Here is a 21,185-nt window from a genome sequence, read left to right on the forward strand (position 1 = left end):
CGCAAAAGCGGTGGCCACGGGCTCCGTTCGCTGCCTAGGGTGCCCGTCATGGCCTGTCGCATTTCTGAGCTGGTGATCGAATGCCGGGACCCGCAGCAGCTGGCAGCGTTCTGGTGCGAGGTACTGGGCTTCATCGTGCTCCACACCGAGGACGGCGCTGTGGAGATCGGACCACGGGAAGGCTTCGGGGGACTGCAGCCGACTCTGATCTTCAGCCCCACCACCGAGCCCAAGACCGGCAAGGCGCGATTGCACATCGACGTCAACGCCACCGACCGTGATCAGGACGCCGAACTCCAACGCCTTCTGGAGATCGGAGCGCGCCCGGCTGACATCGGCCAGACCGGTGAGGAGCCCTGGCACGTCCTGGCCGACCCGGAAGGCAACGAATTCTGCCTCCTACGAGCCCGCCTAACCTGAACACCAGCCCCCACCACCAACATCGGACGCAGATCCGCGTGACCGTCCCGGGCGGCGCCCCGACCACGACGGCGATCTGGCCGGGACCGACACGCGACTCGCGACAACGGTCCAGCACCCCCTGCTGGGTCTGGCGCGGGCCCCGCTGGTGCCGCTCGGCCTCCCAACCCCGACGCCGGTAGCGCCCCACCCAACGAGACGCCTCGACGCCACGGCGCTCCGGCACGGAAATGCAGGAGCGCTCCGCCACCTCGTCACTCCGCCATGGTGGTCCTCCGGCACGGTGGCTTTCCGGCACGGTGGCTTTCCGGCACGGCGGCACGGGGACACGCCGGTGCTTCGGCACGGCGGCACCGGGACGGCAGCACTCGGGGGCGGTAGTGCCCCGGCACGGCGGCGTTCCGGCGCGGCGGCACGGGGACACGCCGGTGCTTCGGCACGGCGGCACCGGGACGGCAGCACTCGGGGGCGGTAGTGCCCCGGCACGGCGGCGTTCCGGCACGGCGGCATGGCGACACGCTGGTGCTCCGGCACGGCGGCACTCCGAGGCGGTGGCACGGCGCACTCCGGGACGGTGACACTCCGGGGGGCGGTGGTACTCCGGGACGGTGGCTTTTCGGCACGGCCGCACGAGCACACGCCGGTGCTTCGGCACGTCGGCACGTCGGCGCGTGGGTGCGGGTGCCTAGCAATGCGACACTGCGGCGCGGGGATACGGGGGCGCTGCGGCAGCGGGGCGACTCGGTGCTGTGAGGCTCCGGCATAGCGGACGGCGGCGTGGGGACGTGGGGGCTGCCTCGACGTTGCGAGGCTTCGGTACCTCGGCGTTTCGACACTGTGGCGCCGCCGCGCCTCGGCACCTCGGCTTCTCGGTAGGCCAAGGGCCGGCACCTCAACTCGTCGGACTCTCGCCATGGCAGTATCTCCGTGCCTCGGGTCGCTGGGCAGCCGCTGCTCGCCGACGCCGGATCGTGGCGCAGTAAGACGCCCGATGAGCGGGGGATGCGTCCTACAAGGTTGTGGGCCCCTTACGCAAAGCGTGCCTCCTGCGGGGGAAGAACAGGACGGGGATGAGGGCGGCGAGCAGGAGCGCGGCCGTCCACCAGAAGGTCTCGGTGAAGGCGCTCGTCAGCAGTGCCGGCGGTTGCGTGGCCGCTTCGTTCAGGCCGCCGCTCGAACCCGGGATCTCGTCCCGGATCGCGATCTGGAGGATGACGGCCGCCATGGCGGTGCCGAACGAACTGCCGACGCGGACCATGATGTTCACGCCGGTCGTCGCGGTCGGGATCGCGGTGGGTGGCAGCCCCTGGTAGCTCATCGCTATGAGCGAAGGGGCGATCATGCCGTGTCCGATACCCACGGCGAACATCGCCCCGATGATCACGGTGCGTGGGGTCGTGAGGTCGAGTGAGGTGAGGACGAGCGTCCCGGCGAGGACGATGACCACCCCGGTCGCGGCCATCCAGCGGCCGCCGAACCTGTCGACCAGCCTCCCGGAGACCAGCATCGTGATCATCGCGCCGACGCCCAAGGGGGCCAGCAGCCAGCCGGCGTCCAGGGCCGACTCGTCTCGGACGATCCGGGCGAACAGGGGGATCAGGATCATCAGTCCGAACATCGCCGCGCTGTAAAGGAAGAACCCGCCGGTAGCGCTCGTGAAGGCCCGTGTGCTCAGCCGCCGGACGTCGATGAGCGCACCCTCGCCCTTGCGTATCGCGTGCACGATGAACGCGACCACCAGGACGACGCCGGCGATGGCGCTTCCGAGAAAGCGTGCACCGGTCATGCTCGTACCGTTCCCGGCCTCGGAAAGTCCATATACCAGGGCCGCCAGGCCAGGCGAGAGGAGCAGGATGCCGAGGAGGTCCAGCCGGGCGCCGGTGTCGCGCTCGGTGTCGCGTGGCAGCATCCGCACCGCCGCCAGCAGCGCGACCGCGCAGAACGGGATGTTGACGTAGAACATCCACCGCCAGCTCAGATGGTCGACGATCACGCCACCGAGGAGCGGCCCGAGTACCGGCGCGAGCATCGCGGGGACTGAGACGATGCTCATCGCGCGTCCCATCCGGTCGGCACCCGCCTCCCGGACGAGCATGGTCTGCCCGATCGGCATCAGCATCCCGCCTCCGAGTCCTTGCAGGACGCGGAACACGATCAACGAGGGCACCGACCAGGCCAGCCCGCACAGCAGCGAGCCGCCGATGAACAGCCCGAGCGAGACGAGCCACATCGTCCTGGTGCCGAACCGCCGCGCCGACCAGCCCGTCAGCGGGATCGCCATGGACAGCGCCAGCGTGTAGCCGGTCACGACCCACTGGATGGTCGAGAGCGAGGTCGTGAAGTCCTCGCCGAGCGCGCTGATCGCGACATTGACGAGGGTGCTGTCGAGAACGGTCATGATCGCACCGAGCACGACCACGATCGCGAGATTGCGTAGGCGTGTATCGATCCCCCTGCTCACCTGGGGAGATGCGGTCGCCATGGTCTCCATCCCGCCTCCTTCCGTACGCTGTATCGGTAATACCGTACACCGTATCGCTCGATCCGTACAGCGTATCGATACGCCGTATCGCGTACGATCGCTGTCGTGGCAGGTACTTCCAGGGGCTCTCGCGAACGGCCGGGCGACGTGTGGACGCGGCCTCGGGGCGGCCGCCGTCCGAAGCTGACCAGGGAGGCGATCGTCGAGACCGCGATCAAGATCGCGGACACCGATGGCCTGGACGCGGTGTCGATCCGCCGCATCGCCGGTGAGCTGGGGGTCCGCGCGATGAGCCTCTACACCCACATCGACGCCAAGGAAGAGCTCTTCGACCTCATGTACGACGTGGTCGCGGAGGAGGTGCTGATCGAGGGGGAGATCCCGGACGACTGGCGCGAAGCGATACTGGAAATCGCATGCCGGGAACGCGACACCGGCCTCAGACATCCCTGGATGTTCCAGATCGCCGGTCGCTCGCTCCGTGTCGGCCCGAACGGCCTGAGACACGCGGAGCAGTCCCTCGCCGCCGCGGCGCGCCTCACCGACGATCCGAAGTCGATGCTGGCGATCATCACCGCCGTCGACCACTACATGCTCGGGTTCACGCTCCGCGAGCAGCGCATCCGTGAGCTGGGCGAGAACGGTATGCAGCAGGCACAACGCAGCCTTCTGGAGCAGGCATACGTCCGTTCACTCATGGATAGTGGCAAATTTCCCTACCTCAAACCCGTGTTCGAGGCCGGTATCTACGGACAGGACAGCTTCGACCGCGGCCTTAAGTGGCTCCTGGACGGCATCGAACACGAATACAGAGAGAAGTAGCTTCGGACACCGTGTCGACGTAGCGTAGGCGTCGGCATACAGGCCGCTACAACGAGACGGGGACCAGGGTGCGGGCAGCGAGGCTCATCAGCGTGGCCACAGCGCTGGCGGTGGCAGCGACCGGTTGCAATGCCGTCGGCGGCCAGAACGAAGCCGTCTCCTCGACGAGCGCCCCTGCGGGGCTTGACACGTTCTACAACCAGCAACTGTCCTGGAAGGGCTGCGGTGGCAGTTTCCAGTGCGCAACCGCCCAAGTGCCCCTGGACTATGCCAAGCCGTCCGGCGAGAAGCTGGACATCGCACTCATCAGACTCCCTGCACGGGACAAGTCAAACCGCATCGGCTCCCTCTTCACCAATCCCGGCGGCCCGGGCGGTTCGGGTGTCGACTTCATCCGCCAGGCGGCCGAAGGCTTCGGCGCCGATCTGCGTAAGCGATTCGACATCGTGGGCTTCGATCCCCGGGGTGTGGGCAAGAGCGGCCCCGTCCGCTGCAACACCGGCCCCCAACTGGACCAGTTCTTCTCCACCGACTCGTCCCCGGACGACCAGAAGGAGACGGACGCCTTCGCTGCGGCCAGCAAGAACTTCGCCCAGAACTGCAGGGCCAAGGCCGCCGCAGAGCTCCCGTACGTCGGCACCACGAACGCCGCCCGCGACATCGACGTGCTACGCGCCACCGTCGGCGACAAAAAGCTCACCTACTACGGCGCCTCCTACGGCACCTACCTGGGTGCCTTCTACGCCGAGCAGTTCCCGTCCAACGTCCGCGCCCTCGTCCTGGACGGTGCCGTCGATCCCAAGGCGTCGTCCACCGGACTCCTGATCGAACAGGCCAAAGGATTCGAGACGGCCTTCCGCGCCTTCGCCGAGGACTGCGTCAAGAAGCCGAACTGTCCCCTGGGCACGTCCACGGATGCCGCCCTCGCCAAAATCACCGCGTTCATGGCCGAGACCGACAAGAAGCCCCTCGCCAACACCCGTGACACGCGGAAGGTCACCGAGTCCCTGGCCGTCATGGGCATCGCCACGGCCCTCTACCTCAAGGAGTACTGGCCCATCCTGCGCCAGGCCCTGACACAGGCCATGCAAAAGTCGGACGGCACGCTCCTCGTGACGCTCGCCGACCAGATGGTCGAGCGCAAGGCAGACGGCTCCTACAGCAACCAGACCGACGCCAACATGGCCGTCAACTGCGTCGACAAGCCCAACCCGTCCTCCGCCAAGGAGTACGGCAAGGCCGCCGACGAAGCGCAGAAGGTCGCCCCCCGGTTCGGCCCCTTCGTCGTCTGGGGCGGTCTCCCATGCGTCTACTGGCCCGTCCAGACGAAGAAGCAGCCCGGCCCGATCACCGCTAAGGGCGCCGCACCCATCGTCGTCATCGGCACCCTTCGCGACCCTGCCACTCCGTACAAGTGGGCGCAGAGTCTCGCCTCCCAGCTCTCCAGCGGCGTCCTCCTCACCCTCGACGGTGACGGCCACACCGCCTACCTCCAGGGCAACCCCTGCATCACCCAGGCCACCGACAGGTACCTGGTCACCACCGAGCCCCCCAAGCCCGGCACGGTCTGCCGCTGAATAACCGGTGCGCACCCACACCCCAACACCCGGTAGACTGCATCCCGCCGTGCCCCGCACGGCAGGCCGCCTTAGCTCAGTCGGCAGAGCGATTCACTCGTAATGAATAGGTCATCGGTTCGATTCCGATAGGCGGCTCCAGCTCAAAGCCCCCTTGCGATCTTCGCAAGGGGGCTTTCGCTAACAGGCTTGCTAACAGCAGCCTCTTAAGCCACTTCGCCCATGCCCGCGCGAACACGTCAGCTGCGGCCACCTCGGCCGAGCGGATCACGTGCGCGCAGACCCGCTTGCGTGATCGCCGCATCGGCGTGCCCGAGCCGCTGCAACGTCCATCTTGGTGGTGAACCCGCCACGGGAACGACCTAGTGCCTGCATGGCCTGCCCGCTTTGGCGGGCATCGTGATACCGCCATCACCGAACAAGGCACTACTTGGCGCAGTTGAGGTCTTTGGGGGGAAGGGTTCCGGTGCGGAGATAGGCGTTGACGGCGTCGTCGGCGCAGGCGTTGACGGGCAGACCCTCACCACCTCGCGTGTAGACGCCGTGGGCTCGCAGGTCCACGGTGACCAGTCGGGAGCCGGTGAGTTTCTGATGCAGGGCTTGGGCCCCGCTGTACGGGGTGTTGTTGTCGCGACGCGCCTGAACCATCAGCAGCGGCACACGGTTGCCGATCGTGGTGGCGGGCTCGCGCGGCGGGAACTTCCAGAAGGCGCAGGGCGAGATCGCGGTGTTCAGCGCGCCGAAGACGGGCTGGGAGCGACGGAGGGCCTGGTTGTCGTGCCAGTACCGCTCGCGGTCGCGTGGCCAGCCCCCGGCGGGCCATCCGGCGTCGGCGCACATCACGGCGGTCACGCCGGGCACGAATGTGCTCACCAAGGGGCCGGTGAAGGTCTTGAGGAAGGCGGCGAGTTCGGGGTTGGGCGTGACCCGCCGTCCCACGGCCGCGTCCCGGAGATCGCGTACGGAACGGGCCAGCGTGGCGTCGTTGTCCTCCTGGCTGACCATGTTCCGCAGGAAGACCGAGAGGAGCCGGTGGTCGACCCGGTAGCCACCGATCTTGATCGGGTCCCGCTCGGCCCGTTCGAGCAGCCTGGGAACGTTCGCGCGCACTCGCTCGGCCGTGTCGCCCAGGCCGTACTCGGCGGAACGTCCAGCGGTCCAAGCGGCCCACTCGTCCAGACCCGTCTCCTGGGTCTCTCCGGCGTCCTGCCCCAACTCGTACTGGGTTCGCGCCGGGTTCGTGGAGCTGTCGATGACGATGCGGTCGGAGGTGTCAGGAAACAACTGGGTGTAGACGGCCCCGAGGTCGGCGCCGTAGGAGACCCCGTAGTACGACAGCGTGCGCTCGTCCAGCGCGGCCCGAATCACATCCATGTCGCGGGCGGTGTTGCTCGTGGAGGCGTGCGGAAGCAGTCGGGCGTTGTCCCCGTGCTCCTGACACCCCTGGGCGACATCGCGCGCGGTGCGAACGGCCGCGTCGAAGCTCGACCGACGGACACCCGAAGAGGCCAGCCACCACGAGACCTGCCCGCACGACAGCGGGGAACTGCGGCCCATGAAGCGCGGGTCGAAACCGATCAGGTCGTAGTCGTCGGCGACGTCCCGCATCGCGGTGCGCACGTCGAGGCCGAAGTCCAGTCCGGGAGAGCCGGGCCCGCCCGGGTTGGTCAGCAGGACTCCGCGCCGGCGCGCGGGATCGGCGGCCTTCAGCCGCGAGATCGCCACTTTCAGGGTGCGACCGCCGGGATCGCCGTAGTCCAGCGGTACCCGCAATTCGGCGCACCGCGCACCAGCCTGGTCGAGGCGCCGGCCGGTGTCGTCGTCCGACTCCCGCGCGCAGGCCGTCCAGACGACCGGCTGATGGGTGAACCGGACGAGACCGGACTCGTGCTCCGTGGGCACGAGCAGCCCACCGACGGCCAGCCCGGCCACCGCGAGGGCCGTTCCAAGAACACGCACTGACTCCTCCTAAGTGAGAGATCGGAGTGGAGGAACCGACGGTAGGAAGGAACCCTGATGACCCACATCGCCCTGGAGATGGGGGCGGCGCAACTTTCGATGTGCGCACCACTGTGGGGTGATTCCTTATGCTGACCGTGACCCGCCCGAACAGATCGGCCGCTGAGGCGATGAAGGAACCACCGACACGATGGCCGGACAGGTTTCACCGCGCCCTCGCGGCGAAACCCAAGACCACGGACGCGTCGCTGGCCACCGGGCTGACGCTGCTCTCGTTGGCGATCTGGCTCACCGCCTCGCCCGGCGTCGGGCTTGGCGTCGCGGCCGCCCTGACGGGACTGTCGCTTGCCCAGGGCGTCCTGCTGCTCTGGCGCCGCTCCCATCCCTGGCCGGTCCTGGGCGCGCTCGCCGCCACCTACCTCGCGTGCGAGTCGCTGGATTCGGCCAGTGAAGGCGCGCTCACCCTGGCGTTCGCGACCTACGCGGTGGCACGCCACAGCCCCGCGCCCGCCAGCCTCGCCGCGATCGGCGTCCTCGGCGCGACGCTCCTGCTCCCCGACCCGCTGCGCCAGTCGGCCGGGTCGGCGGCACCGGGATCCTCGTTGGCCGACATGGCCGTGGTCAGCACACTCGGGGCCGGTATCTGGCTGCTGGGAGTCACCCTCCGCCGTCTTCAGTCAGACGCGACCCGGCTGCGTGCCGAGCGGGAGGCCAGGGCCCGCGACGCGGTCGCGGCCGAGCGGAACCGGATCGCCGGTGATCTCCACGACCTGGTCGCCCATCACGTGAGCGCGATCGCCATGCAGGCACGTGTCACGACCACCATGCTCCCCACGGACACCGAACGCGCCGCCGACGGCGTGGCGCGTATCGCCTCGACGGCGGACACCGCGCTCAACGAGATGCGCGGCATCCTGCGGCTGCTCGCCGACGACCGGTCACCGTCCGGCCCGGATCGCGAGCCGACGCTCGCGTCCCTCGACGCGCTCGCCGACAGCGCCCGCGCCCTCGGTTGCCAGGTGTTCGTGCGCGTGGACGGGCCAGTGGGTCAGACCCGTCCGGCCGTCCAGCGAGCGGCGTACCGAATCGTCCAGGAGGCACTGACCAACGTGCTCAAACACGCCGGCGCCACCGATGTGCGGATCGCGCTGCAGCGCGATGCCGACATGCTGACCGTCACCGTCGACAACGGTCCACCGGGCCTCGGCCACACCCCCGTCCCGGGCTCCGGACTCGGCCTGGTCGGTCTGCGTCAGCGAGTCGCGCAGCACGACGGCACCCTGAGCGCCGGCCCCCACGAGCGCGGCTGGCGGGTCAGCGCCGTGCTCCGGTCACGGGAACCGACGTGACTTCACGGGAGAGGCCGATCCGGGTGGTGGTGGCCGACGACCAGCCACTGGTCCGCGACGCCATTCGGGCCGTCCTCGAACGACACGACGACACCGAACTGGCCGGTACCGCCACCGACGGCCGGCGCGCCATCACTACGACGTTCGAGTGTCGACCGGACGTTGTGCTGATGGACGTGCGGATGCCCGGCATGACCGGCGTCGAGGCCACCCGCCGCATCCTCGCCGACTGGCCGTACGCCGACATCCCACGGCCACGCGTCCTGATGCTGACGACCTTCGACCTCGACGAGTACGTCCACGCCGCGCTCCGAGCCGGCGCGGCCGGCTACATCCTGAAGGACAGCTCGATCGACCGCCTGGCCGACGCGATCGCGGTGATAGCCGACGGCCAGGCCATGCTCGCGCCGTCGGTGACCCAGCGACTGATCCGCGCCGTCAACGCGCTCCCGCCGACGCTGCTGGCCGACCACCCGGCACCACCCGCCGGCCGGCTGAACGCCCTCACCGACCGGGAACGCGAGGTGGCCCGGTTGGCCGCGCGCGGCCTGACCAACCGCCAGATCGCCCGTGACCTCGCCCTGTCGGAGTCGAGCGTGAAGAGCGCGCTCAACCGCGTCCTCACCCGACTCGGCCTGCGGAACCGCGTCCAGATAGCCCTGGTGATCCATGATCTTGACGGTCGCCCCGACCCGTAGCACGCGCTGGTCAGCGGGGCGAGCCGCCCGTCCGGGGCCTGGCGCGCCGCGGCGCGGTCGGCCGTCAGCCGGGCGGGACGTTGCGGACGCCGTAGGCGTGGGCGGTGCCCCCGGCGGCGTGCTCGATGGAGAGTGGCGGGGAGCGTTTGAGCTGGTTGAAGCGTGTTCGACGAATCGCGGCGTGGGTGGTGGGCGCTGAGGGTCGAAGCCGCAGCGGTAGTGTCCGCAACGTGCGTGGACGGTCGGCTGGGTGCTGTGTTCGGGACGGCCTGCGGCCCTTTCTCACGGGCCCCACATTGGTCACCTGATGGTGATCCCGCCACTGCCCACCCGGGTCGTGCGCATGTGATTCCGTCCACCGGCGGAACCTGCCGGTACGGATGAAGGCCGGGGCGGGCCGGCCTTCATCCGTATTCAGCCCTTTCGGGCGGGGAGGATCCGCTTCACCGCCATTCCTGCCGAGACCAGGGTGAAGAGGGCTAGGCCGAGCCAGAGTGCCTGGAGGCCGAGCCATGTGGACGCGGCGGCGGCGCCGCCGAAACCGGCGGCTACGCCGCCGACGGGAGGACTGTTGTACATGACCTACCATTTCCTTTCTTTGCGCCAGATGGCCTGCCAGAACGCGCGCGCCTGGACCATCTGGAGGAAGACGTCGAAAGTCATTTCGACGACGATGGTGGAGGCGAGCGCCATCTGGACGGCGCCGCGCTGCCGGACGCTCACCACCCGCTCGACCATGAAGATGACGGTGATGACTGCCCAGAGGGGTATGAGATTGATCCCGCCGAGCCAGATCACCGAGTAGGCGAGCGAGGCAAGGTAGGCGGTGATCACGATGATGCCGATCAGGGAGAGCAACTGGCGGCCCCAGTAAGGGCGGGTGATCGGCGTCCAGCCATAGTCGACGAGGTTCTCCAGTGCGCCGCGCTTCCAGCGGAGCCTCTGCCGGGCGAGGTCACGCCAGGTCGGCATGACCTCGGTGGTGAGCGTGCACTCCCTGGGACAGAGGATGCGGAAGCCGAGGTGGAGGATGGCGAGGGTCAGTTCGTTGTCCTCGGTGAGCACGCGGACGTCGTAGACATGCGGCAGGCCGGGGAGGTGGCCTTCGCGGCGGGCGGCGACGACCTCCTGGAGGGTGGTGGCGCGGAAGATCGTCGCGGTGCCGGTGAGGACGAGCGCCTTGCCCTGCAGGCGCCGGACGTCCCGGGCGTATCGGGCGTACTCGTTGCGCTGGAACATGCCGACCGCACCACCTCCCGGCTTGCCGGTGAAGGTGCCGCCGACGGCGGCGTACCGGCCGGTGGCGAGGTAGGCGACGCCGTGCCGGATGAAGCCCGGGTCCAGCGCCGAGTCGGCGTCCATCACCATGATCGCGTCGTTCGGGCCGAAGATCGGCAGGAGGCGGTCGAGGACCTGGTTCAGCGCGCCGGCCTTTTTGTGCTCGTTGTCCCGGGTGCCGACGATCTCGACGCCGCAGAGCTGCGCGAACGCGGCGGTGGCGTCGGTGCAGTTGTCCGCGATCACCACGATCTGGTCCGGCGGGCGTTCCTGGCCGCGGAGTGAGGCGATCGTCTCGGTGATCTGTTTCGCCTCGTTGTGCGCCGGGATCAGGACCGTGACCCGCATCGCGTCCGCGCGTGTGGGTGGTAGGTCCCGTCTGTCGTCCTTGCGTCTGCGGTGAGGAAGGTCGTGCGGGAACGGTGGCGCGACCTCGTACCGCGGCGCTGTGGGTGGTGCGATCGTCGCGGGGAGCCGGTCGGACACGGGTGTTGTGGCCTGGGAGAGGCCGGGCATTGCGCGGTGGCGACCGCTGACCGGTCGCCGGGCGGCTGCCGGTCCGTTGCGTGGCACCCTGTGCCCAGGCGGCGGGAATTCCGGTGGGACGCTCATGCCGTTTCCGGACGCTGGACGCATGTCAGCGCGCCTCGTCCGAGCGCAGCAGGTGGCCGAAAGCGATGACGTTGTCGACGTAATGACCGGTGACGGGGTCGAAGCGTCCCCCACAGGTGATGAGGCGGATCGCCGCGTAGCCGGGGTCGCCGTAGACGCGGTTCGTGGGGAAGCTGTCCTTGCCGAAGTGCTCGACGGAGTCGATTTCGAATACGGCGGTGCGGCCGTCGGCGCGCAGCACGCTCGTCCTGTCCCCGGGACGTAGTCGGCCCAGCCGGTAGAACACGCCCGGGCCGCGCGTCGTGTCCACATGCCCGATGATCACGGCGGCGCCGCGGCTGCCGGGCGCGGCGCCGAGCCGGTACCAGCCGGCCACCTGGGCGCGGCTCAGGGGTGGCGTCTCGATGGTCCGGTCCGGGTTCTCGGCCAGCTTCATCAGCGGGGTCCGGACGTCGATGCGCGGTACTTCGAGGCGGACGGGCGCCGAGGACGGCAGGTCCGGCGTGGTGATGCGCTCGACCGGACGGGACGCGTCAGGAGACGGCATCGGCGGGGCGGCGGCCGTCGGCTGATCCCGCGTCGCCTGGACGGTGAAGAACGCGGCCAAAAGGACGGCGGACAGCCCCGTGACGACGGCGGCGAGGACGCGCGTACGCCGGCCACGATGCGTCACGGATCGCACTCCTTCGATCGCTCGGAAGGTGGGTTCGTATCGCACTGGCAACGACGCTCGAACCGTAGTTCCCCAGGTTTAACGTTTGCGGCTTGGAGTGGGGAAAGGGATAGGTGAATAGTAGGTGACGAGTGGGGAGTGACGGGCTTTTTCAGAAGCGATTGGATTTTCAAGACTTTTGACTGTCTTGTTAATAACTGAGACCAAGAACACGGCCTGACGCTTGTGACTCCAGATTTACGCAGGTCAACCTGGTAGGCCGGGAGCGCTCGGCGAGGTGCTCGGGCGTGGTGTGCATGAGTGGGGTTGACGAGAATCGAGATGAGAACCGCTGTCCGGAAGCGGGTTCGTCATGAACCGAAAAATCGGCTGGGCAGGTCAGGGGCCATTCTGAGGTGACCCGCTCACTTCCGTCCGAAAAACCGGCGTCTGAGTGGGTCTTAAAGTGTGAATCCCTTCCGTGCGTGAATCGGTCACGGGTCGGCAGTGAATTCGTACTGGGGGTGTTGACGTCGAGGGCTGCACCCCGGCGAGGGGCTGGGCAAGCGAGGTGGGTGAGTGAGCCGATGCCACGGCAGCGGAACGAGGATTTCGTGGCGGCAGGCAGGGTTCGAGGGGGCGTGCTGCGGGACGGGGCGACGGCGCCACAAGAGACGGACAGCGGGCACCGGCACGATTCGGCGTGATGGGTGTGCAGGCTCGGCAACCGGATCGCGGCGCTGCCCGGCGCTGCCCGGCGCCGCTGGCTCTGCTAGCGCCGTGGCTCTGCGGGAAGGCGAACCGCTGCGCGAGACCGTCGCCGAGTGAGCCGGTGTCCGGGGTCCGGCGACGAGGACGGGGCCCATGCGGGCTGGCAGCGGGCTCAAGCCGGGTGGTTGCAGGAGCCTGCGATATGACTGCACTCCTCAGTGCTTTTCGGCCCCTCCTTTGTGAAGTAGATTCATGTTCGCGTAAGTATCAGGCACATGTGGTCGGGCGGTGGGAGAGCCACCTCACTGACAGCGATGCGAGCATCGAAACGCTGGTGTGCGACCGGAGAGGCTGGTGGCGCGCCCAAGATCGAGACTGTTTCGGAACTGCGCGAACTTCTCTATGCCGCCGGCCATCCAGACGTCGGCGTCGGCTCGCAGGTTCGCGATGCGCCGGGTCAGGTTGATCACGTCGTGGCGCGCCAACCCCTCCGGGCGGCGCCCGCATCACACCCGGTACAGCGCGATCAGGAAGGTCGCGTACCGAGGACGGGAGCGGGGACCCATGCGAAAGATCGTGATCACCGGAGTTACGGCGGCTTTGGCGCTCGGCCTGACGGCCTGCGGCGGCGATGGCGACAGCAACAGCAAGACCTCGGCGCCGCCGCCCGTGGGCGCCACGCCTCTGCAGAGCGGCGCCGCCACGCCGAGCGCCGCGTCCGACCCCGGTGGCTCGGGTGGCTCGGGTGGCTCGGGTGGCTCGGGTGGCCCGGGTGGTTCGGGCGCTTCGGGCGCCCCGACGGCCCAGCCCGCCCCGCGCACGGGTCAGGGTGGGCAGCAGATCAAGTCGAAGTGGGGACGGCTGAGCTATCTGGCGCCGGGCAAGTTCTCCGTTGGCGGGGTCATCTTCTTCACCGCCAATGACACCGTCCTGTATGTCGCCGGGGGTAAGTGCCCGGACGGCACCACCCCACCCAACGTCAGCAAGTGCTCCATTTCCGGGTTCGACGCCTGGGTGAAGGCTGCGCCGCACAACGCCCTCGTGCGCTTCTCGGGCCAGTCCGCCACCCTTATCCGAGAGACGCAGTAACCAGCTAACAGGTCGTTGTGCCCGTGCTGGCGCGAGGCGAAGCCGGAACTTGTCTGGCATTTCGAGTGGGGCTGCATCGCCGAGGTTGATCGGTACGACACGCAATGAGGTCCGGGCTAGCACGTGCTGCGACAGGGCCGGGAGGTGGGACAACGGTCGCACGCGGTAACATCCGGTGATCGACCAGCTGAGTGACATAAAGGTTGGACGGCGATGGACGGCCAAATCGTCTGCAGCCGCCCCTCCTGTGCAGTCCCCGGGGGTATAACGCTTATCGTTGATCTAGCTTCTAACGAATAGGCCGTTTCGATACCTACAGGCGACTCCGCTTCGAAGACCTCTCGCGACCGCCGCGAGGGGTCTTCGTCAGCTGAATTACTCGAATTACCACTAGCGCACCGGAACGTCGTCGTTGGCTCTCTCTTACGACGCGCGTCTGCCGTAGATGCCTCTGCCGGACGGCTAGCGTGCACGGGCGCGAGGTGTAATCGGCGGGGTGATGCTGCCTAGTCGGCGACCGGTCGCGACGGCGGTGTGCTGACGGCGTCGCTCTTCTCTGCACAAGCAATCCCGGCCGGGCGAAGCTGGCCCGGTCCGCAGACGGGACCGCCGCAACACGCGCGTGTTGGAACATGCGTCAGGCGCTTCATAGTGCGCTGCCGACGTTGCTCGGCGGGCGGCCTGGCGGCGGTGGCTCCCCTTCGTGCAGGCTCGGTGGTCGGCTCCGGCAGGCCAGAGACGGTTTCTCGATGGAGGCCGCGTTTGCCGATCGGGGCACTGACCGGGGAAAACGGCGAGGCAGGGATACTCCGCCCCGTCACCACCTTGTGAAGACCTTCACAATCTTCTTGTGAAGGCGTTCACAATCGCGCAATCTCCAACTACGCTTGCGCTGACTGGTTCGCCACCGCCCTTGACGCACTGGACATGGGACAAGGGCGATGGCTGCGAGAACTCCCCCTAAGGAGGGCCTCAGTGAGGACGATACCTCGATCCGACGGGCCGATCCCTGCTATGGGCATCGGAGCCGTACTGATCACCGCGCTGGTCGTTCTGGGTGCGCAACCCAACGACGTTCATCAGCTCGTCAATGACCTGGCGAGTCTGACGGCCGTCTACCTGCTTCACGCCGCCAAGCAGAACCCACCGGCCAGCGCATAGCCGCAACCAGCGCATAGCCACACGGCCAGGGCATAGCACCGGTCCTGAAGTGGCGATAAGACGGTGCCGAGAGGTCGAGCGTGCCTGGGGCGACTGTCCCAGGCACGCGAGCGTTCATGTGGATGAGTGCGCGGCCCTGGCGGCGCGGATCGTTTTAGCGCTGTGCTTCGGGCAGGTGGGTCTTGGCATCGTCGTACGTGGCCTCGGCGGTCGGCTCGGCGGGAGCGTAGAAGAGGTTGAGCACGCCGGTCTCAAAAGTCTCGGACGAAATCAGCTTCAGTGGGATCGAGTCGTCGCCCTCGTCGAACAGCCGCATGCCCTTGCGGACGGCGATCGGGTGCACCAGCAGGTGCAACTCGTCGATCAGCCGGGCGGCCAGGAGCGCGCGGACGACCGAGACCGAGCCGGACATGCCGATGACGCCGTCGCCCGGCTCCTTCTTCAGAGCGGTGACCGCCTCAAGGAGGTCGCCTTTGAGCTGCTCGGTGTTCCTCCAGGTGAATTCCAGTTGCTTGTTGGAGACCACGATCTTCCGGGCATCGCCGAGGGACTTCGCGAACTCGGCGTCCTCGCCGCCGGCCGCCTCCCGGTCGGGCCAGGCCCCCGCGAAGCTGTCGTAGGTCTTGCGTCCCAGAAGCAGCGTGTCCGCGGCGCCCAGGGCGGCGCCGACCGCCGCGCCCATCTCGTCGTTGAAGTAAGGAAAGTGCCACTGGTCGGGTGCCTCGACCACGCCGTCGAGCGAGATGAACAGCTCCGCGATGATCTTCCGCATGAGGGGTCCCCTTGCCACTCGTCGATAGTGCTTGTCCGTGTAGACCACGCGAACCGGCCGAACTCATCGGCGACCCATCCCAGCAGCAGGTCATCTGTACGGCACGACTCTAGAGGGCGTCCTTGCATCGGCTTAGCGCTACCGGCGCGGTGGAGGAACGCGCCGCAAGCATGCTTGGCGGTGTGGTCGCGGCGGTTTGGGCGCGACGGGATGCGGTCGTTCAGCCGAGCTCGTTTGCAGGCGCAGGCGCAGGCGCAGGCGCGGGCGCTGGCGCGTCGCCACAGGATGGCGAACGCCGTTCAGCAGGTCGTCGCCACCGTCCTGCAGATCCAGGAGCGCAGCGTGACCCCGCCCCCGCCGCGTAGAGCCCGTCCCGTTTCCGGAACCGTCTCCCCCTCCCGCGACGACCTGTACCGGAAGACCGCCTTCCGCGTCATGCCCTTGTTGCTGCTGTGCCACGTGGTCAGCTTCATCGACCGCACCAACATCGGCATCGCGCAGGTCAGGATGGAGAAGGATCTCGGGTTCAGTGCCCAGGTGCACGGCTTGGCCGTCGGATTGTTCCTCGTCGGCTTCCTCCTGTTCGAGGTCCCCAGCAACATGCTGCTGGCCCGTATCGGCGCTCGGAAGACGCTGCTGCGGATCATGGTCACCTGGGGCGTGGTCACGATCGTGACCTCGTTGGCGACCTCTCCCGTGCTGTTCTGCGGTGCCCGGTTCCTGCTCGGCGCGGCGGAGGCGGGGTGGACGCGGGCTGGCTCTCCGCAGAGGAGAAGCGCGCGGTCGTCAACGACCTCGCAGCCGACCAGGAGCACAAGGGCGGCGCCGACCGGCACGGGAGCATGCTGCACGCGCTGCGCGATCCCCGTGTCTACGTGCTGGGCCTGGTCTCCTGCGGCGCGTACACGCTCGCCAACGCGGTCTCCGTCTGGACGCCGATGATCATCGACACGTCCGGCGTCGGTGACGTCCTGGACATCGGTCTGCTCGCTGCGACCCGCCCATCCTGGGCATGGCGGTCATGCTGGTCGTCGAAGGCCATTCCGACCGGACGCTGGAACGCCGGTGGCAGGCCGCCGACGCGGAGTTCGCCGCCGCCTGCTGCCTGATCGCGCTCTCCTTCGCCGCCGCGAACCCGTACGTGGTGATCGTGCTGCTCGCCCTGATGACCGGGGCGCACTACTGCGGGCTGACGGTGTTCTACTCCATCCCGTCCATCTACCTATCCGGACCCGCAGCGACCAGCGGGATCGCCATGGTGACGACGATGGGCTCCTTCGCCGCGGCGACCAGCCCTGCGATGCTCGGCTGGATCAAGACCATCACGGGAAGCCTCGACCTCGGGCTTCAGATCAGCGCCGTCGTCGTCACACTAGGCGACTGGTAACTGCTCGTTGGGATCCCGGCCCGGGCACTACGCGAACGTCCCGCGTGAGGAGCGGCCCTCGGGGCCCTCTGCCGACCCGATCACCGAACACTGCCCCGCCCCGGACCTCCTGCCTCGCCCCGGATTCTCGGCCCCGCCCCGACCCTCGGCCCTGCCCTGGAACCTCTGCCCCTCCCTGGAAACTCGACCCCGTCCCGGAACCCTGATCCGTCCTGGGATCTCTGACTCGTCCCGGGAATCCTTACCTGACCAGGAAATTTTGACGTTCCCGCGAACCCTGACTCGTCTGAAACCCAGACCCGTTCCGTGGCCCCCGAGCCGCTCCAGAGACAGTGGTCCGTCCGATGAGGAACGTGCCTGGCTACTCGATATGACTTCGGCTCCGCGGCGCGTCGGACGTCATCGCATGGATGCGTCCTGCGCGCGCCGTCGCTGTGCCGCCGGTCCAAGTCCGTGATCCGAGCGCGTGGACCTCGTGGCGCATCGGCCCTGCGCCGCACCCAAATCTCGGGAGGACAAGGGGCCCAGCTTTGGCTGATTTGGCTCTGTGACGACGGTCATGTCGGCAGTTAGGGTTCCCAGAAAACCTGATCTTGGAGTGGCCTGTGGAACAGCAGGGAGTCGACATGGTGCGGGACGAGGCGGAGACCGTCCTGCGGGCGTGGCATGCATACGAGGTCCGCCGTGGAGGCTCCCCGGTGATCGATTTCGATTGTCACCCCGTGGATGCAGATGTCGAACCTGCAGGAGACAGGCTGGAGGTCTACCAAAGGCTGACCGAGTTGAGGGACCGCGCCGACGAGGACTGCCTTGCGGGACGTCTCGACGCCGACATCGCCTACCTCGGCGCCCTGCTCGGTGAACGAAGGCCGCTGGCCGAATACGTCCAGGTGACACAGGGTTGTGGAGCCGCGGGATGGTCTCCGGAGTACGTTCGCGCGCGGGGCGAGCAGGCCCGGGAGGCGCTGGCGGAACTGGGAGTGAACTGGGGTCCCGGCACCGGTGACGACATGAACGAGGTCGAGGGACCGCTGGGCCTGGAGGATGCGCCGGACGCCATCCGCAAGACCAGCGATCAACTCGAACCCGCCGTCCGAGAGGCCACGGGCAGCACCGCGCCGTTCGAGTTGGACATCGAAACCGCCAACGTAGACGCCTATTGGGCATATTGGCTGGACGGCGCGGGTCACCGGGTCCGGTTGCGGCTGAATCTGCGGAATGCGGTCTTCACGAAGGTCGGCGCCCGACGCTTCGCCCTGCACGAGGTTCTGGGGCACGGCCTGCAAAGTTCCAGCTGGACGGAGACGGCGAAGACCTCCGCGCCATGGATTCGACTGATGTCGGTGCACGCCTTGCAGCAGGTGCTTCTCGAAGGTCTGGCCCAGGCGTTGCCGCTCTTCGTCATCCCGGACGACCAGGTGCTCACCGCCCGGATCCGGCTTGACCACTTCATCCAGCTCGTCCGTGCCGAACTGCACCTCGGGCTTGAGGACGGGGTGCCCATTCGCGACCTCGCCGATCACGCCCGGAGCCGCATCCCCTGGTGGAGCGACGCCGTGATCGCCGACACTCTTACGGACCGCGGATCTCCCCAACTGCGCACCTACCTCTGGTCCTATCCGGCTGGAATCGACTGGTTCGTCCACCTCGCCGAGGCCGATCCGGCAACGCGCCGCAAAGTGCTCCACGCGGCCTATGCGAGACCGCTGACTCCTGCCGACCTCGTCTCCCTCTGGCCGGACGGCCCCAAGATCGGCGGCCCAGGCCGCTGACGCGAACTGCCGCACCATTCCGACGGCTCGCCACCCCGGCGGCACGGCCGACCCGATTGCGACGAAACCGAGGCCTGATCCGCACACGGTAAGGCAGCAGGAGGCTGCTCTGACGAGGTCATCGACTGAGGAGCTGACACGTTCCTGGCGCGATCCCGCACGCGGTGAGGTGGCAGGAGGCTGCTCTGACGAGGTCATCGACTGAAGAGCAGGCGCGTTCCTGCGAGCCGGAGGAACGGGTTGCCTACGGGGCCATGCGACCGGGTCAATGGTGGGGCGCGGACGGGGACGCAGCCGCCGGACGGATGAACGCGGTGCGGGGCGGGGCGTTCGATGAGCTGGTCAGGCGACCGCTTGCGGGGCGTCCGAGAGGTGCTTGGCGAGGATGTCCGAGTGGGTCATTCTGGCCTCGGCATGGCGGTGGCGGCCGGCCTCGGTGACGCTGACGAAGACGCCGCGGCGGTCGGACTCGCAGAGGCCGCGCTGGACGAGGCCGTTCTTCTCCAAACGGGCGACCGTGCGGGAGAGGGCGCTCTGGCTGAGGTACATGTCCGCTGCCAGTTCCTGCATGCGGCGCTTGTCACAGTCGGCCTCGACGAGCCGGTCGAGTGCCTCGAACTCGCTCATGGTCAGGCCGTGGGCCTCCTGCAGCGTGCGATCGAGATCGCACGCGACGGTGTTGTAGCAGGTCAGCAGCGACCGCCACCGGTCGACCAGAGCAGCGTTCGACTCCATGCCGCGCATCCTAGCATGCGCGCGCATCAGATGCACTCGCATTAAATTCTTAGGAATTTAGTGCGTAGACATTTGATGCACATGCATGTACTGTCCTGCGACGTGACTATCACCGACACCTCACCTGCCTCCGCTGTCCGCGCGCCGGCCACCGGCGCCCCGGCCGAACAGACCTGGACTCCTCGGCTGTGGGGGGTGCTCGCGGTGCTCTGCGCCGTGCTGTTCCTCGATGGACTCGACGTCTCCATGGTGGGCGTCGCGCTGCCCTCGATCGGATCCGAGCTCGGACTGTCGACGACCTCGCTTCAGTGGATCGTGAACGGCTATGTGCTGGGATATGGCGGGCTGCTCCTGCTGGGCGGCCGTACCGCGGATCTGCTCGGACGCCGCCGGGTCTTCCTCATCGCGCTGGCCGTGTTCGCGGTCGCGTCGCTTGTCGGGGGACTGGTCAATGACGGCACGCTCCTCATCGTCACCCGTTTTGTGAAGGGTCTCGCGGCGGCGTTCACCGCGCCGACCGCCCTGTCGATCCTGACCACCAGCTTTCACGAGGGACCCGCGCGCAACCGGGCGCTGTCGGTCTTCTCGGTCTTCGGCGCCAGCGGTTACTCGTCCGGGTTGATCCTGGGCGGGCTGCTCACGAGCTTCGGCTGGCGCTGGACGTTCTTGACCCCCGTCCCGCTCGCCGTGATCGCGCTTGTCGCCGGTTTCGCTCTGATTCCGCGTGACAAGCCGGCGGCGGACGGCGGACATGACCTCGTCGGTGCCATCACCCTGACCGGCGGAATGCTCCTCGCCGTGTACACCGTCGTCTCGGCACCGGACCGGGGCTGGCTCGACCCGGTCACTCTCGGTTCGGTCGCGTTGGCGGCGGCCCTGCTGATCGGCTTCGTCGTCACAGAGAACAAGGTGCGCCACCCGCTGATCCGTCTCGGCATCCTGCGGATCGGCTCGATCGTCCGCGCGAACCTGAGCATCGTCGCGCTCTTCGGGTCGTACCTGAGCTTCCAGTTCATGATGACCCTCTACCTGCAGGACGTCCTTCACTGGTCTCCGCTGAAGATGGCCATGGCGCTGTTGCCGGCCGGTCTCGTCGTCGCCTTCGGCTCCCCGTTCGTCGGCCGTCTCATCAACCGGTACGGGACGGCGCGGCTGATCATCAGCTCGATGCTGTCGCTCAGCCTCGGCTACGTGTGGTTCCTCGCCACCGCCGGTGACACCCCGCACTACACGTTCACCGTCCTGCCGACGATGCTCCTGCTGGGTGGAGGGTTCGCGTTCGGATTCAGCTCGATCATGGCCCAGGCCACCGACGGCATCGAGGACGCGGAGCAGGGGCTGGCCTCCGGTCTCGTCCAGACGTCGGGTCAGGTCGGTGCCGCCTTGGTGCTGGCCGTCGTGACCGCCCTCGTCGCGGGGGGCGCGCACAGCGGGGGCGGTGACTTCGGCGAGTTCCACCCGGGGGTCAACCTCGTCAGTGGCGTCGCGGTCGTGGGTCTCGTGCTGAACGTGATCCCGCTGCTCCGTCGTAGCCGTCCCGCACACGCCTGATCGAACGACCCGGAACCGCGGGGGCGTCTTCCAGCCAGGAAGGCGCCCCTGGCGCGTGTTCACCTCATCCACCTCCTCAGCTTGTTGCGAGTCGCGCCGCTTGTCGTGGGTCGCGCCGCTTGTTGTGGTCGAGCGCTTGTTGTGTATCGAGCTGCTTG

General features: G+C 68.0%; 19 protein-coding genes and 1 tRNA gene. 12 read left to right on the forward strand and 8 right to left on the reverse strand.

Features of this window, described 5'->3' with window-relative positions; genetic code table 11:
• Positions 1-48 precede the first annotated feature (48 nt).
• Positions 49-420: a VOC family protein gene (locus AGRA3207_RS23180; RefSeq protein ID WP_231329151.1), complete on the forward strand. Its 372-nt coding sequence runs from the start codon at positions 49-51 to the stop codon at positions 418-420.
• A 1,009-nt stretch (positions 421-1,429) separates the two neighbouring features.
• On the opposite strand, the gene AGRA3207_RS23185 is transcribed toward AGRA3207_RS23180, so the two are convergent.
• On the reverse strand, positions 1,430-2,818 hold the full coding sequence (locus tag AGRA3207_RS23185; RefSeq protein ID WP_231329152.1) for an MDR family MFS transporter: 1,389 nt from the start codon (positions 2,816-2,818) through the stop codon (positions 1,430-1,432).
• A gap of 189 nt (positions 2,819-3,007) precedes the next feature.
• Between AGRA3207_RS23185 and AGRA3207_RS23190 the strand changes: the two genes are divergently transcribed.
• From AGRA3207_RS23190 to AGRA3207_RS23200, 3 genes are all read left to right on the forward strand, one after another.
• Positions 3,008-3,724, forward strand: a complete 717-nt coding sequence (locus AGRA3207_RS23190) for a TetR/AcrR family transcriptional regulator (RefSeq protein WP_231329153.1) — start codon at positions 3,008-3,010, stop codon at positions 3,722-3,724.
• 92 nt (positions 3,725-3,816) lie between these two features.
• Complete coding sequence (locus tag AGRA3207_RS23195; RefSeq protein ID WP_231329154.1) at positions 3,817-5,301, forward strand: alpha/beta hydrolase; 1,485 nt, start codon at positions 3,817-3,819, stop codon at positions 5,299-5,301.
• A 65-nt stretch (positions 5,302-5,366) separates the two neighbouring features.
• Positions 5,367-5,442 (forward strand) — tRNA-Thr (locus AGRA3207_RS23200).
• A 285-nt stretch (positions 5,443-5,727) separates the two neighbouring features.
• Here AGRA3207_RS23200 and AGRA3207_RS23205 read toward each other — a convergent pair.
• On the reverse strand, positions 5,728-7,260 hold the full coding sequence (locus AGRA3207_RS23205) for an alpha/beta hydrolase (RefSeq protein ID WP_231329155.1): 1,533 nt from the start codon (positions 7,258-7,260) through the stop codon (positions 5,728-5,730).
• A 170-nt stretch (positions 7,261-7,430) separates the two neighbouring features.
• Here AGRA3207_RS23205 and AGRA3207_RS23210 point away from each other — a divergent pair, with 170 nt between their 5' ends.
• Positions 7,431-8,609, forward strand: coding sequence for a sensor histidine kinase (locus AGRA3207_RS23210; RefSeq protein ID WP_231329156.1), 1,179 nt, complete (start codon positions 7,431-7,433; stop codon positions 8,607-8,609).
• Entirely contained in the window at positions 8,606-9,307 is a 702-nt protein-coding gene (locus AGRA3207_RS23215; RefSeq protein ID WP_231329157.1) for a response regulator transcription factor, read from the forward strand. Before AGRA3207_RS23210 ends, AGRA3207_RS23215 begins: the two co-directional genes overlap by 4 nt.
• 414 nt (positions 9,308-9,721) lie before the next feature.
• On the opposite strand, the gene AGRA3207_RS23220 is transcribed toward AGRA3207_RS23215, so the two are convergent.
• The 4 genes from AGRA3207_RS23220 to AGRA3207_RS23235 all read right to left on the reverse strand — a co-directional run bounded on the left by AGRA3207_RS23220 (position 9,722) and on the right by AGRA3207_RS23235 (position 13,030).
• The gene (locus AGRA3207_RS23220) at positions 9,722-9,886 is read right to left on the reverse strand and encodes a hypothetical protein (RefSeq protein WP_231329158.1); all 165 of its coding nucleotides are present in this window, start codon (positions 9,884-9,886) and stop codon (positions 9,722-9,724) included.
• Between the two features lie 3 nt (positions 9,887-9,889).
• Positions 9,890-10,933, reverse strand: coding sequence for a glycosyltransferase family 2 protein (locus AGRA3207_RS23225; protein ID WP_231329159.1), 1,044 nt, complete (start codon positions 10,931-10,933; stop codon positions 9,890-9,892).
• Positions 10,934-11,222: 289 nt separating this feature from the next.
• Positions 11,223-11,870, reverse strand: coding sequence for a class F sortase (locus tag AGRA3207_RS23230; RefSeq protein WP_231329160.1), 648 nt, complete (start codon positions 11,868-11,870; stop codon positions 11,223-11,225).
• A gap of 992 nt (positions 11,871-12,862) precedes the next feature.
• The gene (locus AGRA3207_RS23235; RefSeq protein ID WP_231329161.1) at positions 12,863-13,030 is read right to left on the reverse strand and encodes a hypothetical protein; all 168 of its coding nucleotides are present in this window, start codon (positions 13,028-13,030) and stop codon (positions 12,863-12,865) included.
• Between the two features lie 94 nt (positions 13,031-13,124).
• Here AGRA3207_RS23235 and AGRA3207_RS23240 point away from each other — a divergent pair, with 94 nt between their 5' ends.
• Positions 13,125-13,649 (forward strand): hypothetical protein, encoded by a 525-nt coding sequence (locus AGRA3207_RS23240; RefSeq protein WP_231329162.1) that lies wholly within the window; start codon positions 13,125-13,127, stop codon positions 13,647-13,649.
• A gap of 1,014 nt (positions 13,650-14,663) precedes the next feature.
• A complete protein-coding gene (locus AGRA3207_RS23245; RefSeq protein WP_231329163.1) occupies positions 14,664-14,810 on the forward strand; it encodes a hypothetical protein in 147 nt (48 codons plus the stop codon).
• A 154-nt stretch (positions 14,811-14,964) separates the two neighbouring features.
• Here the strand turns inward: AGRA3207_RS23245 and AGRA3207_RS23250 are convergent, their stop codons facing one another.
• Complete coding sequence (locus AGRA3207_RS23250) at positions 14,965-15,582, reverse strand: dihydrofolate reductase family protein (RefSeq protein WP_231329164.1); 618 nt, start codon at positions 15,580-15,582, stop codon at positions 14,965-14,967.
• 210 nt (positions 15,583-15,792) lie between these two features.
• Between AGRA3207_RS23250 and AGRA3207_RS23255 the strand changes: the two genes are divergently transcribed.
• The 3 genes from AGRA3207_RS23255 to AGRA3207_RS23265 all read left to right on the forward strand — a co-directional run bounded on the left by AGRA3207_RS23255 (position 15,793) and on the right by AGRA3207_RS23265 (position 18,741).
• The gene (locus AGRA3207_RS23255; RefSeq protein ID WP_231329165.1) at positions 15,793-16,524 is read left to right on the forward strand and encodes an MFS transporter; all 732 of its coding nucleotides are present in this window, start codon (positions 15,793-15,795) and stop codon (positions 16,522-16,524) included.
• A gap of 70 nt (positions 16,525-16,594) precedes the next feature.
• Entirely contained in the window at positions 16,595-16,969 is a 375-nt protein-coding gene (locus AGRA3207_RS23260) for an MFS transporter (RefSeq protein WP_231329166.1), read from the forward strand.
• A 626-nt stretch (positions 16,970-17,595) separates the two neighbouring features.
• Entirely contained in the window at positions 17,596-18,741 is a 1,146-nt protein-coding gene (locus AGRA3207_RS23265; RefSeq protein WP_231329167.1) for a hypothetical protein, read from the forward strand.
• A gap of 342 nt (positions 18,742-19,083) precedes the next feature.
• Here the strand turns inward: AGRA3207_RS23265 and AGRA3207_RS23270 are convergent, their stop codons facing one another.
• Complete coding sequence (locus tag AGRA3207_RS23270; RefSeq protein ID WP_231329168.1) at positions 19,084-19,476, reverse strand: MarR family winged helix-turn-helix transcriptional regulator; 393 nt, start codon at positions 19,474-19,476, stop codon at positions 19,084-19,086.
• 102 nt (positions 19,477-19,578) lie between these two features.
• Between AGRA3207_RS23270 and AGRA3207_RS23275 the strand changes: the two genes are divergently transcribed.
• Complete coding sequence (locus AGRA3207_RS23275; protein ID WP_231329169.1) at positions 19,579-21,027, forward strand: MFS transporter; 1,449 nt, start codon at positions 19,579-19,581, stop codon at positions 21,025-21,027.
• Positions 21,028-21,185 lie beyond the last annotated feature (158 nt).

It is taken from the genome of Actinomadura graeca (assembly GCF_019175365.1).
GTDB lineage: Bacteria > Actinomycetota > Actinomycetes > Streptosporangiales > Streptosporangiaceae > Spirillospora > Spirillospora graeca.

Excerpts from the sequence above, each read along its gene's own strand:
- AGRA3207_RS23180 (WP_231329151.1), top strand. The coding sequence starts at position 49 with ATGGCCTGTCGCATTTCTGAGCTGGTGATCGAATGCCGGGACCCGCAG.
- AGRA3207_RS23185 (WP_231329152.1), bottom strand. The coding sequence starts at position 2,818 with ATGACCGTTCTCGACAGCACCCTCGTCAATGTCGCGATCAGCGCGCTC.
- AGRA3207_RS23210 (WP_231329156.1), top strand. The coding sequence starts at position 7,431 with ATGAAGGAACCACCGACACGATGGCCGGACAGGTTTCACCGCGCCCTC.
- AGRA3207_RS23220 (WP_231329158.1), bottom strand. The coding sequence starts at position 9,886 with ATGTACAACAGTCCTCCCGTCGGCGGCGTAGCCGCCGGTTTCGGCGGC.
- AGRA3207_RS23225 (WP_231329159.1), bottom strand. The coding sequence starts at position 10,933 with ATGCGGGTCACGGTCCTGATCCCGGCGCACAACGAGGCGAAACAGATC.
- AGRA3207_RS23240 (WP_231329162.1), top strand. The coding sequence starts at position 13,125 with ATGCGAAAGATCGTGATCACCGGAGTTACGGCGGCTTTGGCGCTCGGC.
- AGRA3207_RS23245 (WP_231329163.1), top strand. The coding sequence starts at position 14,664 with ATGGGCATCGGAGCCGTACTGATCACCGCGCTGGTCGTTCTGGGTGCG.
- AGRA3207_RS23250 (WP_231329164.1), bottom strand. The coding sequence starts at position 15,582 with ATGCGGAAGATCATCGCGGAGCTGTTCATCTCGCTCGACGGCGTGGTC.
- AGRA3207_RS23255 (WP_231329165.1), top strand. The coding sequence starts at position 15,793 with ATGCGGTCGTTCAGCCGAGCTCGTTTGCAGGCGCAGGCGCAGGCGCAG.
- AGRA3207_RS23260 (WP_231329166.1), top strand. The coding sequence starts at position 16,595 with ATGGCGGTCATGCTGGTCGTCGAAGGCCATTCCGACCGGACGCTGGAA.
- AGRA3207_RS23265 (WP_231329167.1), top strand. The coding sequence starts at position 17,596 with ATGGTGCGGGACGAGGCGGAGACCGTCCTGCGGGCGTGGCATGCATAC.
- AGRA3207_RS23270 (WP_231329168.1), bottom strand. The coding sequence starts at position 19,476 with ATGGAGTCGAACGCTGCTCTGGTCGACCGGTGGCGGTCGCTGCTGACC.